At 67.1% G+C, this 12249-nt stretch carries 12 protein-coding genes; 6 read left to right on the forward strand and 6 right to left on the reverse strand.

Annotated features, from left to right (window positions below; genetic code table 11):
- Positions 1-352: 352 nt before the first annotated feature.
- Complete coding sequence (locus ON38_RS12815; RefSeq protein WP_245564022.1) at positions 353-1765, forward strand: DUF4153 domain-containing protein; 1413 nt, start codon at positions 353-355, stop codon at positions 1763-1765.
- Between the two features lie 116 nt (positions 1766-1881).
- Here ON38_RS12815 and ON38_RS36020 read toward each other — a convergent pair whose 3' ends face one another.
- Positions 1882-2088, reverse strand: coding sequence for a hypothetical protein (locus ON38_RS36020; RefSeq protein WP_157181757.1), 207 nt, complete (start codon positions 2086-2088; stop codon positions 1882-1884).
- A gap of 438 nt (positions 2089-2526) precedes the next feature.
- On the opposite strand from ON38_RS36020, the gene ON38_RS12825 reads away from it, so the two are divergent.
- Both ON38_RS12825 and ON38_RS12830 read left to right on the forward strand, forming a co-directional pair.
- The gene (locus ON38_RS12825; RefSeq protein WP_039825027.1) at positions 2527-2835 is read left to right on the forward strand and encodes a DUF6802 family protein; all 309 of its coding nucleotides are present in this window, start codon (positions 2527-2529) and stop codon (positions 2833-2835) included.
- A 194-nt stretch (positions 2836-3029) separates the two neighbouring features.
- Complete coding sequence (locus tag ON38_RS12830; RefSeq protein ID WP_039824982.1) at positions 3030-3587, forward strand: hypothetical protein; 558 nt, start codon at positions 3030-3032, stop codon at positions 3585-3587.
- A gap of 4 nt (positions 3588-3591) precedes the next feature.
- Here the strand turns inward: ON38_RS12830 and ON38_RS12835 are convergent, their stop codons facing one another.
- Positions 3592-4251, reverse strand: a complete 660-nt coding sequence (locus ON38_RS12835) for a Crp/Fnr family transcriptional regulator (RefSeq protein WP_039824983.1) — start codon at positions 4249-4251, stop codon at positions 3592-3594.
- Positions 4248-6233, reverse strand: coding sequence for an adenylate/guanylate cyclase domain-containing protein (locus ON38_RS34135; RefSeq protein WP_157181758.1), 1986 nt, complete (start codon positions 6231-6233; stop codon positions 4248-4250). Before ON38_RS34135 ends, ON38_RS12835 begins: the two co-directional genes overlap by 4 nt.
- 1225 nt (positions 6234-7458) lie before the next feature.
- Here ON38_RS34135 and ON38_RS12845 point away from each other — a divergent pair.
- Together ON38_RS12845 and ON38_RS12850 are read left to right on the forward strand one after the other, a co-directional pair.
- On the forward strand, positions 7459-7734 hold the full coding sequence (locus ON38_RS12845) for a hypothetical protein (RefSeq protein WP_051164673.1): 276 nt from the start codon (positions 7459-7461) through the stop codon (positions 7732-7734).
- A gap of 296 nt (positions 7735-8030) precedes the next feature.
- Positions 8031-8729, forward strand: coding sequence for a GOLPH3/VPS74 family protein (locus tag ON38_RS12850; RefSeq protein WP_039825030.1), 699 nt, complete (start codon positions 8031-8033; stop codon positions 8727-8729).
- Positions 8730-9046: 317 nt separating this feature from the next.
- Here the strand turns inward: ON38_RS12850 and catC are convergent, their stop codons facing one another.
- From catC to catA, 3 genes are read right to left on the reverse strand one after another with little or no spacing between them, the layout of a single operon-like run.
- Positions 9047-9337: a muconolactone Delta-isomerase gene (catC, locus tag ON38_RS12855; RefSeq protein WP_039824984.1), complete on the reverse strand. Its 291-nt coding sequence runs from the start codon at positions 9335-9337 to the stop codon at positions 9047-9049.
- 11 nt (positions 9338-9348) lie between these two features.
- Positions 9349-10470, reverse strand: a complete 1122-nt coding sequence (locus ON38_RS12860; RefSeq protein ID WP_039824985.1) for a muconate/chloromuconate family cycloisomerase — start codon at positions 10468-10470, stop codon at positions 9349-9351.
- Positions 10471-10499: 29 nt separating this feature from the next.
- Positions 10500-11348, reverse strand: a complete 849-nt coding sequence (gene catA, locus ON38_RS12865; RefSeq protein WP_039824986.1) for a catechol 1,2-dioxygenase — start codon at positions 11346-11348, stop codon at positions 10500-10502.
- A gap of 127 nt (positions 11349-11475) precedes the next feature.
- Between catA and ON38_RS12870 the strand changes: the two genes are divergently transcribed.
- Positions 11476-12246, forward strand: coding sequence for an IclR family transcriptional regulator domain-containing protein (locus ON38_RS12870; protein ID WP_039824987.1), 771 nt, complete (start codon positions 11476-11478; stop codon positions 12244-12246).
- Positions 12247-12249: the final 3 nt, after the last annotated feature.

The following is a 12249-nucleotide window of genomic DNA, read 5'->3' on the forward strand; positions in this document are numbered from 1 at the left end:
ATCAACCCGCTCGGCGGAACCGGGTGAGCCCGAAACCGCTATCGAGGCGGCGAGACCGGGCGAGTCGGCGGGATCAGGGGGTCCCGCGGACCCGCTCGAGGCAACCGGCGCAGCCGAACCGATCGGTGACACGGCCCGGGCCCGGGCCTTGCAACCTGTTGCGGTAACAGGACATTCGGCTGCCCCCCCATGCGACTCAGCGGCAGCGGTCACCGGAAACCCGAGGTCCTCCGCGGGGCCGAAAACCGCCGCGGAGTCGGCCTCCGATGCTGCTATCCGAGGGCCGGGCAGCCGGATGCACGTGCAGTCGTCGAGCGCTCACGGTGCACCGGAACACCCGAATCCGCCGGCCGTGCCACCACACCGGCACCTGGTCGCCTACCCGGCGGGTGTCCTACCGGCGGCGGGGATCGTGGGCCTGGTCGCCGCGGCGACCGTCCCGCTGGACCGGCCCGGAATCGGCTGGGTGCTCGCGGCTTCCGCGGCCGCGGCCGCGGTCGGTGCAGTCCATCGACGGGCACGTCGTACCGCGGGACCGGAACACGGACAGGTCCGCAACCCGTGGCGCCTGTGGTGGGCGATCACAGCGCTGGTGTTGCCGGCGGTCGGCACCTTCCGGGCCGCGGGGTGGTTGTTCGTTCTGTGCGTGGCGGCGGCGGCCGTGGCCGGATCGCTGGCGGTGGTGGGCCGGCGTTCCGTGCGCGGCACCTTCCGGGACGCGCTGGCTGTTCCGCTGGCGTCGATCGGCGCCATCGCCTGGGTGTATACCGCCTTGGGAAACCGGTCCGGCGGTGCCGGGACGCGTAATCGCCGGCTCGCGGTATCCGCCGCCGTCACGGTGGCGTTACTGGCGGTGTTCGTGCCGCTGCTGGCCGGCGCCGACGCCACGTTCGCCGCGCTCATCGACGGTCTGGTGCCGCGAATGGACAGTGACACGGTGACCCGCTGGGTCGTGGTGTTCTCGGCCGCGGGTATCGGCACTCTGGGCGCCCTGTACCTGCTCGCCGGACCCCCGCTCCCGGCCGGCGGAGAGCCGAAAAACGCGAATCGGACGCTGGCGCGGCTGGAATGGGGACTGCCGGTCGGCGCTCTGACGGTGGTGTTCGCGCTATTCCTCGGGGCGCGGTTGGTGGCCCTGTTCGGTGGTGACGATTATGTGCAGCGCACCGCCGGCCTGACCTACGCCGAGTACGCCCGCGGCGGTTTCTGGCAGCTCGCCGCGGTCACCGTGCTGACGCTCGCCGTCATTCTGCCGGTCCTGCACCGGGCCGCCCGGGACACCGCCGTGGACCGGCTGTGGTTGCGCGGCCTGCTGTGGGCGATCAGCGGGCTCACCCTGGTGATGATCGCCTCCGCGTTCGGACGTATGTGGACCTACCAGCAGGCGTACGGATTCACCGTGCTGCGGTTGCTGGTAGGCACCTGCGAACTCTGGCTCGGCATCGTCTACGTACTGGTGATCATTGCCGTTCTGCGTCTGGAAACGGCCTGGCTGCCCCGCAGTGTGATCGCCACCGCGACGGCCGCACTACTGGCCCTCGCCGCACTGAACCCCGAGGGCCTGGTCGCCGCCGAGAACATCGACCGCTGGGAGCGCGGCGAAGATCTCGACGTCGACTACCTGGCCGGTCTGTCCGTCGACATAGTCCCCGCCCTCGACCGCCTGCCCGCCCCGATCCGCGACAGCCTGCTCGACCGGCTCGGGAACCGGCTCGACGACGACACCTGGAACAGCTGGAATCTGGCCCGCAGCCGGGCACGCTGAGCCGTGCTGTGCTCCTGCAGTCGATTTCACCCCCGGTCACTCCCACCGCGTGTGCTCGCCGGCAGGGCCCGACGGCCCTCTCGGTGCTGCGAGACCATCCCGCCCCCAGCGGCCCCTCAGCGGTGAATCAGGTCGTACCCCTCACCGGACCGGCGGCAGAACCAGGTCTTACCCAGCTCGTCGTTACCGAATCGACCCACCCCGTTCGCGACACACGCTCCGTGGGTGGAGTAGTGGCCGACGGTGTAATCGGCCGCCGCCGTACCGGCCGCGCCGAAGGAGAAGGCCGCGATCATCACCCCGGTGATCAGATACTTCGACATGGCGGGAAGGCTACCGTGTGACACCGCTGCTTTGCGACTGAAATATATTGTCCTCTCGCGCAATTCGACGTCACCGGCCGGATCTCCGAAGCCGGCGGGATCCGGAGCCGATATGCCTCTCGTCATGACACGCGGGGACCGCCCCGCACCTCGGGGCCGACGCCTCATACCGCCGAATGCCCGGAGTGCATCGGCGGGGAAGATGTCCGCCTCGTCGAGGAGCTGTTCCAGCGCCGCATGGCCCCGGTGCCAGCGGAACTCGATCTCGGCCCTCACCGGAACGGTCCACCGGATGTGGCCCTCGGGCAGCGGACAGTACTCGCAAGCGGGCAGGGCGGGTCGCCGGCCGGGCTCGGTACGGGGCTGCGCTGTACCGTCGGGGATGGAAAGATGGGCGCGAACATCATCGCGGTCGACCAGTGGAGCTCAGGAGAATCCATGCCTACATCAGGAGAGTTCCCCGGCATCGGTATGCCGAGTTTCGAAGCGTCCTCGTCCATGGACGGCCTGGGTCCGGTGGAAATGGAAACACCCACCCAGGATCTCGTCGTCGACGGCATCCTCGACACCTTCGTCACCACCGGTCCCGATTCGATGAGTGTCTGGACCGATACCGACCTCGACGGCTACGCCGACCGGTTGAGCGTGGTGGAGAACGACGGCGACTTCTCGGCCTGGGAATACCACCGCAATCCGGACGGGACGGGCGAGTGGCGGCAGACCGACCAGGGGACAGTGGGGGAGTGATCGGGGCGCGGGCCGCGCGCACCGAGACGCCGCGTCGATGAGTGCGGACTGCGGACATCGATGATCGAGCGGCACCGGTGGCGTCCCTTGTGTCGGCTCGCACACACAGTGCATGTCGGTGCGGAAACAGACCGTTCAGGTGCGGAGCCGAAGAATTGTGGTCACTGAACAACGCAGGCCATTCGGAGGATTCCATGTCGAGACTCACCACCCTGATCAATACGACCGCTGTCGCATTCGTCGCTGCCGCGGTTGTAGGTTTGTCCGGGCCCCCGGCCGCGACGGCCGATCCGGCGCCGGCCGGCCCCGCGATATCGGCGCACGCGCCCGTGCGAACGCAGGGATGGCTGAACATCTACGACGGGCGGGCGCCGCACGGCGCGAATGCCGTCGAGCTCACCGCGGTCGCCGACCCGACGGTCGGGCTTCGCGTCACCGATGGTGACGGTCGCTCGCTCTACCGGTTCGACAAGGACACCGCCAAACCGTCACAGTCGAACTGCAACGGCGATTGCGCCGTCACATGGCCGCCACTGCTGGTGAGCCGGGGGCAAGGGCTCTACATCGTCGGTATCGACCCGGGGCGGGTCGGGTTCGTCGAACGCGCGGACGGTTCGTGCCAGATCACTGTCGGCGGCTGGCCGGTGTACCACTTCTCGAAGGACCACCGGCCAGGTGATCTGCGAGGTCAGGGCGTCGGCGGCACGTGGTTCGCAGTCGCGCCCTCCGGCGGTAAGGCCCTCGCGAAATAGGCTTTCAGCGGGCGAAGCGGACCAGTTCCACCCGGTCCACCACGGTGATCCTGCCACGGGTCAGCGCCAGGATATTGCGTTGTTGCAGGTCGCGAAGCACCTTGTTCGTCGTGGCCCGGGTGGTGCCCGCCATGGACGCCAGATCTTCCTGATTGAGCCGGATCTCGGCGGTGGAGCTCGATCCGCCGTAGATGGCGGCGAGGTCGATCAGACGCCGCACCACCCGGGTTTCGACCGGTAGATACAACGCTTCCAGCACCTGTGCGGAGAGCCGCCGCACCTGGGCGGCCAATGTGTCGATCATGACCTGGTCGATCTCCGGATATCTTCGACGCAGTGCCGTCAGCTGTGCGCGACCGAACGTCAATGTCTCGGCACTTTCCACCGCTTCGACGGTCGCGGTCCGGCGAGAGTGGCTGTCGAGCACCGCCAGTTCACCGAACGAGTGGCCGGGTCCGAGCATGGTCAGCGTCGCGGTATCCCCTAGCGGGGTAGCCACCCGGACGATGAGCCGGCCGGATTTGATCAAATGCAGACAGTCTCCGGGGTCGCCTTCGTGGCAGATGATCTCCCGCCGCTTGTACCGGCGTGGTGTGCACGAAGCGAGAAATTCGCGTTGTTCCGGCTCGCGTAGGCCACGGAGTATTTCGAAGTCGGTCGTCACCGTAATCCATCCAGCACATAGCAGGTCACCGGTTCGCTCCGGCCTCGTACAGTGACTGTGCCACGGCTGCGTACCTGCGCGCGCGAGCCGAGGTGTGCGTAGGTCAGCGAGCCGATGACCACGGTCCCGGGCTCCGCCAGGCTCTCCAGCCGGGCGGCGAGATTCGTCGTATCACCGATCGCGGTGTAATTGCGCATCTGCGGCGCGCCGATATTGCCGACCAGCGCCGGACCGGTATTGACCCCGACACGGAATCGCGGCCAGCCGGGATGCCGAATCGCGGTGTGGGCGACGGCTCGCTGGAGCGCGAGCCCTGCGCCGGCCGCCCGCAGCGCATGATCCGGCTGGTGGGTCGGCGCGTTGAACAGGGCCATCACCGCGTCGCCGACGAACTGGACAACCGTCCCACCGTGGTCAAGGATTGCCGGCACGATAGCGCCGTAATACGTGTTCAGCATATGCACCACCGCTTCCGGGGGCGCGGACTCGGAGAACGGCGTGAATCCCGACAAGTCGGCCATCAGCACACTGACCTCGGCGATCCGACCGCCGAGTCCGGCCTGGGAGGGGTCGGCGATCAGTGCGGTCGCTACCGTGGGCGACATATAGGACCGGAACAGCCCGTCGAGCTGCCGATACAGGCGGGCATTCTCCAGCATGACCGACGTGCGGTCGGCGAACGATCGCAGCATCGCGAACTCGGTATCGCTGAAGCGGCCCTCCGCACGCTGTGCCTCGAGTACCCCAGCACGACTTCCCTTGACGACCAGTGGAAGGGCCAACGATTGTGGATCGGCGGATCCACCGTCGGAAAAGGCCAGTTCGTGCCCTCGAACCAGCCCCAGGCGGAATCGATCCCGTTCGAACGCTTCCGATACCAGGTGCAGCGCCTCGTCGAGGAGTTCCTGTTCGCCGCGGATCACGTTCGAACGCTCCCCGATCGCCGCCAGCAGTCCCAATCGGCGGACCTGCTCCCGCTCACCACCCAGCGCGTAGGCGCCCTGCTGCAGCACCGCGACCTGACGTTCGGTGAGCCCGAATCGCCTGGCCAACCGGACACCGACCGCTCCCAGCGGCTCGGTCGGATCGACGCCGCCCTCGGCGCGCGCCCGCAGCGCATCGACCATCTCGTTCAGGGCATGCGTGTAGTCGCGCTCCAGCCCGGCCATGGTCTGGTACAAAGTGACGCTGTCGAAAAGCCCGAGGGCCGACCCCTCCCTCCGGAATTGCAGGTGTGCGCTACCGGAAATGAGGACGAAGGCTGCCAGCATCAGCACATGCCATTCCCACCACGAGGTATGCCAGCTGCGACTGAAACCCACGGCGAACAGCGCCTCGGCCAGCAGTACGAAGGCGGTGAGCACACTGAGCAGCACCACTCCGCGTCGTCGCAGGTACTGATGACCATAGCGAAACGCCGCGGCGAGGTAGCACGCTGATCCGATGAAGGCCACACCGACCAGTGGTCCCTTGGCCTCCGCCGGATCGGGTGCGTGATGCAGTGGCGGCAACTGTGCCATCGATACCACTGCCCATGCCACGAGCAGAAGCGTCGGGAGCGCGGACAACATCCACGCGAACCGATGCAACCGGGCGGCCGCGGCGGGACCGAATTCCACCGCCGACACGAGGGCGGCGACACCGCCGAGTCCCAGCCCGACGGGCACCGAATAGACGAAACCGGCGTTGGGCGCATGCAGGATCACGCCCGGCGTCGCCAATGCGTGCAGTCCGAGGAAACCCGCGCTGAACTGGAATACCAGCGAAACCAGGATCAACCGGGCGTCCCGGCGCATCCGGGCGGCCCGAAACAGTATCACGCCCAGGGCCATCGCGATGGCGGCGGTGGTGAGCACCAGCCAGAAGTGTGTCCCGTGGTGTTCGTAGTCCACCTCGAGTTCGGGGCGGGTTATCAGCAGCCACAATCCGAGCGCCGGTAATGCGACATGTCCCAGCCACAGCAGAACCTTGACCTTCGACACCACGCGAACGCTACCGCGCGACTCGCACGAGAGAAACATGTACAGCCGATCACGTCTACGCCGCTGCGGCGCCCGGCGGAACCGCTTCCGCGACCGTGTCTCGCCTATCTGCCCGACCACGGTATGTTCCGCGCAAAGCGCGAGAGGAACGGATCGCCACTGTGCCGGGGCCGGATGATGGTGACTGGGCCCCGACAGCGGGTCCACCGACTATGCGAGTTGTGGTTGGTTGAACTCGGTCCATGTCCACTGCCGCCGAAATTTCTCGGGAGTAGAAAAGTTCAGCGATCCGTGGGGACGGTAAGTGTTGTACTCGATGCGAAGGGTGCGACGAAATCCGCGCGTGGGGCGGCGAATTTCGTGTCCGAGGCCGTCAAGACCGCGCGCTCTCAGCGTGTCCGGCCCGGTGGTGGTGCAGGCCGATTCGGCGTTCTATGCCGAGGAGGTCGTGGCCGCCGCCGCGCCACCACCGGCACCATCCGCGCCGACCTCATCGGAGTGCCCGCTCGCCTGGCCCGTCGCGGGCGCCGACAGGTCTGGCATCTACCCGCCTACTGGCACGCCGAGGGTGACTGGCTCGATCTGTTCGCTGCCGTGCACTCGCCACCGGCCGCAGCCTGACCTATCCGTTCACCCCGATAATCCGGGCTCTATCAGGAACCACAGTGGAAAGGCCGGGCAGACCAGCGGTCACCGGCTACCCACAATCTGGTGGTTTGCGCGCCGCAGCCGCGCAAACCACCCCGACCTCAGCCCTGCCATGGTGTGGTCGTCTCCTCCTGCGCCCATTCTGACGCATCAGAACTCTCACAACCGATGGACCCATTCACCGGGCTCCAGTCAATGGCGGGCGAGGACCTGCGTCCATCGATGACCGACTCGCACTACAGGTGGATGACCTCACGGAGGGCGCGCAGGCTTGTCGGCTTCGGTGGACGCCGCGTGGTGGGGCGCCGAAACAAAGATCGACAGGTTTCGGTGAGTCTCTGTGTCGGCTCGGACACACAGGGGATGTCGGTGCGCGTACAGATCTTCCGGGGCCGAAGCCGAAGAATTGTGGTCACCGAAACAAACGCCGTTCGAAGGAGAATTCGACGTGAGGAATGTAAAGAAGACAATCGCGGTGTGCGCGTACGGAATCGGAATCACCGCCGGAGTTGCGGTGATCCACCCCGCCACTGCCTCCGCGGCAACGTATGGCGGTCAGTGCGGCCAAGGGTATGACGTGATCGATTCACACAAACTCGAGGGCGGCACCGTCTACCTCACCTACAACGGTACGAAGAACTGCGTGGTCACCGTCCGGGACCGGCCGGGGAAACCTGTGCGGATGGGCGCCGGACTCCGGACGTCGAAGGATCACAGTAATGTGATCATCGATGATGCCGACTACACCGAGTTAGCCGGCCCGGTGAAAGTTGCAGCGAAGGGCGAGTGCATCGACTGGGGCGGCCTCATCGGTGACGACCTATGGCAGACTTTCAAGGTGCATTGCAGCTGAGCGGCACAGAGAGCGCGTAGCGAGGGTTGATGTGTACTCTCTTCGCTCGGTCGTTCATGGCCTGGTAATCGCATTCCAGGCAGGGCTACGTGAGCCCGGAGGCCGACGAGGCACGTTCGAGCAATCCGGCGCTCACCGGTTACCGCGAACCCCGGGGTGTCGGGCGATGGCGAAGACGCTCGGCGGCGCCGCAGCCGGTATCGGTGAAGTCGCTGCGGACGCGGGCGGTCCGCCCTCTGCGAAGGAGTTGGACCCGACTCTTCTCTGGGTCGGCCCGGGCGACTAGTGTGGTCGCGATGACAGTTGCAGAAAGCCTGCTGTTGCTGGTCTACGACAGTACGACGGGTAAGGCGCGAGTGGGTGGAACCCAACTGATTGCGGCACTGGCCGGTGCTGCCATCGTGGAACTCACTCTCGACGGCGCGCTACGGCTGACCGAGGCCGATGAGCCGGGCGTCAAGAAAGGACGCCTGAGGCCGACCGGCAAGAAGCCCGGGGATCCGCGGTTCGCCGAACTCGTGGCGGTGGCCGATGGCCGCAAGCCGAAAGACGCGATCGGTAAGGTGGGCGGGCTCGGCTCGTGGCGCAGCCGCGCTCGCGATCTGCGGGAGGCACTGCTCGGTGACCTCGCCGACGCAGGCGAGGTCACCGAAACCGAGCGCAAGGTGTTGGGGTTGTTCCCCACCACCGCATGGCGGCCGCGGACCGACGGTGAAAAGGCCCGGGTGGAACAGCGCGTCCGCGCCGCTGTCATCGACGAAATCGAACCCGACGACCGCACTGCGGCATTGATCTCGATCCTGCACGCCGTCGACTTGCTGCCCAAGCTGCTTCCCGACGCCGACAAGCGTGCTGTCAAACAGCGCGGGAAGACGATCAGTGAAAGCGAATGGGGCGGCCCGGCGGTCCGGAAAGCGGTGCAAGAAGTCCAGGCTGTCACCATAGGGGTCATCGCCGCCACCAGCGCGGCGACCAATGCCGGCAGCGGCGGCTGATAGCTCGGCGCCGTCCGACGGCATTTCCGCAACAGAGCATCAGCGCATGACGCCGCGTCACCGGGCGGGCCACGGGCGCTTTCCCGCGCGGAATCGCCCGAGGGAGCGCAGGTCCGTTGGCGGGATACAGCGATGTCTCGGTGGCCGAATGAAAGAGCCGGCTCGCCCGGTTGTGGGCCGAAGCGATTGCCGCGGGTGAGCTACCGGAAACCGATGTCGAGATGGGGTGGAGTCGCTCGAGCCGATCCGGAAATGCGCCGGACCGCCGACGCCGAACGTATCGGCGGCGGTCCGGCGCAAGAGTTTTGTGGACCGGTTCAGGCCGCCTGCTCGATGGCGGAGGGATGGGCGGTGAGCGGCAGGATGTCGATCGTCATATACGGGAAAAGCGGCAGGTTCCACAGGATTTCGTGGAGTTCGGCGGGTGAGTCGACGGCGAAGACGCTGATGTTGCTGTACTGGCCGACGATGCGCCAGATATGGACCCACTTCCCGGACCGCTGGAGTTCCTGGGAGTACTTCTTCTCGCGGGCGACGATATCGGCACGGACGGCGTCGTCGAGATCGCGGGGGATATCGACGTCCATCCGGACGTGGTAGAGGTGCATGGGTCTCGTTCCTAGTTCCGGGTCCACCGTTTGACGGCGTCCATGTTCAGTTCCACCCCGAGCCCGGGGCCGGTGGGCAGGTGTACCTGTCCGTCGTTGTATCGCAGCGGTTCCTGGAGCAGCTCCTCGCTGAACAGCAGCGGTCCGAAAAGTTCGGTGCCGAAATCGATTCCGGGTTCCGCGCAGGCGAAATGGATCGAGGCGGCGGTGCCGATCGGGCCCTCGATCGAGGTGGCGCCGTGGCAGGCCAGGCCCGCGGCGCGGGCGACGGCGACGACCTCGCGGCTGCGGCGCAGGCCGCCGCATTTGGTGGTTTTGACCGCGAGCACGTCGGCGGCGCCGCGGCGGGCGACCTCCAGGGCGTCGTGCGGGGTGTGCACGCTCTCGTCGGCCATCACCGGGATCGGCAACAGGGCGTTCAGTTCCGCCAGGACCTCCAGTTGCTCACCGGGGGTGGGCTGTTCGATCAGCTGGACACCGCCGTCGGCCAGCCAGGGCAGGTGGCGCAGGGCGGTGAGCCGGTCCCAGCGGGCGTTGATATCGACCCGGACGCCGGCCTGCCCGGCGAGGGCCTCGGTCACCCGCAGGACGCGCTCGGTGTCTTCGGCCGGGTCGAGTGCGCCCATTTTGAGTTTGAAGCTGAAATGCTTACGATTCTCGATCTTTTCCCGGGCCTCGGCGATGATCTCGTCGACCGGCGCCGATCCCAGCGCCCAGGTGACATCCACGCTGGAGCGGAAGGCCCCGCCCAGCAGGGTGTGCACCGGGACGTCCAGGCAGCGGGCCCAGGCATCGTGCAGCGCGACGTCGACCGCGGCCTTGGCGAAGCGCGCCCCGGCCACCACCCGTTCGATATCGGCCAGGATGCCGGTGATCTCGTCGACCCGGCGCCCGAGCAGCACCGGCACCAGGTACCGCTCGACGACGGCCTGCATCGTCTCGACCGATTCACCGCCCCACCACGGTCCGCCGGGTACCACGCCCTCGCCGTAGCCGGTGACTCCGCCGCCGGTGGTGACCCCGACCAGCAGGATGGGCTGGGCATCCATCGAGGTGGTGGCGAACTTGTGCGGCCGTACCAGGGGCACGTCCAGGATGGTGGTCTCGACCGAGACGATCGACAGGTCCGACATCGAAACTCTTTCTCGTGCGGTGAAACGGTTCAGGCGGGGTCGAGCGCGAAGTTGTAGGTGACGCGGTTGACGCCGTCGTCGCCGGTGACCGGGTCGAGGATCAGTTCGGGTTTGGTGGCCGAGGCGACATCGCTGTCGATCCATTCGCCGCCGCGGAAATACAGCTGGGTGGTCACCGATTCCCGGCCGGGGGCCGAGACGATGAGGTGCAGATGCGCCGGCCGCCACGGGTGACCGTTCTGCGCGGTGATGAACGCGCCGGTCGGGCCGTCGGTCGGGATCTGGTAGGGCGCCGGCTGGATGGTGCGGATGGAGTACCGGCCCTCGGCGTCGGCGATGATGGTGCCCCGCAGGTTCCATTCCGGCAGATGCGGGGCGAACTGCGAGTAGTAGCCGTCGGCGTCGGCGTGCCACAGCTCGACCTTCGCGCCGCCGAGCCCGTTGCCGTCGAGGTCGGTGACCTGACCGGAGAAGACCAACGGAGTCTGCTCGCGGTCCTGCGCGCGCATCGGCAGTTCGCATTCGGCCGGTAATTCGGGAGCCTCCGCCACGTAGTAGGGGCCCTCGATACTGCCCTTGGTTCCCTTGCGGCTCCGGGCCAGCACCTCCTCCACCGCGTGTTCGATGAATACATCGAGGAACAGCGGCCACTCGCCCCCTTCGCCCACATCGATCAGCCACTGCTTGAACACCCGGTATTCGGGATAGGTGACACCGTGCTCGAGGATCACCTTGTGCAGGGCGCCCAGGGCGTCGCGGGCGATGGCGGCCAGCCGCTCCGGGGAGGTATCGGCGGTCGCCCGCTCGCCCTTGAACTTGTCGGTCGCGGCGGTGCCCGAGCCGAGTGCGGTGGGCGAGACGGATTCGGTGGTGGTCATATCGTGCTCCTCGGGAAGAACCGGGGGAAAAGAAGAAGTACGCTATGCGTACTAGACTGACGCTCTGCGTACCAATTACTGTGCGCGTGGTCACTTGGTTTGTCAAGAAGGGAACGGAGCGGGCCGTATGAGCGAGAACGAGCGCGACTACATCCAGAGCATCGAACGGGGATTCGCCGTGCTCACCGCGTTCGACAGCGAGCGGCCCAACCCCACTCTTGCCGAGCTGGCGCAGGCGACCGGGCTGGCCAAACCGGTGGTCCGCCGCATCCTGCTGACATTGCAGCGACTCGGCTACGTGGCCGGCTCCGGTCCGCGCTGGACGCTCACGCCCCGCGTCCTGAGCATCGGGCAGCACTATTCGGCCGGCCATACGCTGCTCGAACAGGCCATGCCGCATCTCCTGGCAGTGGCCGACGAACTGCACGAATCCGCATCGCTCGGCGTCCTCGACGGCGCCGAGGTGGTGTATGCGGCGCGGGTCCCGGTGCGCCGGATCATGAGCATCAACGTCTCGGTCGGCACCCGCGTCCCGGCCTATGCGACCTCCATGGGCCGCGCGCTGCTGGCGTGGGCGCCGCAGACGACGCTGGACGAGGTGATCGCCCGCACCGAGTTCCGCCCGCTGACCGCCACGACGATCACCGATGCCGGACAGCTCGAACGCGAACTCGCCCGCGTCCGGGAAAAAGGCTATGCACTCACCTCCGAAGAACTGGAGAAGGGACTGATCTCGATCGCCGTTCCGGTACGGGACCAGTCCGGCGCGGTCGTCGCGGTTATCGCCTGTTCGACGTCCACCGGCCGGACGACGGCCGAGGAATTCGAGCGCACCGCGAGCGCGTGTGTCTCGGCGGCGGCCGATGAACTGAGCCGCGGCCTCGGGTGGACGCCCTGACGC

It is taken from the genome of Nocardia testacea NBRC 100365 (genome assembly GCF_000308775.1).
GTDB lineage: Bacteria > Actinomycetota > Actinomycetes > Mycobacteriales > Mycobacteriaceae > Nocardia > Nocardia testacea.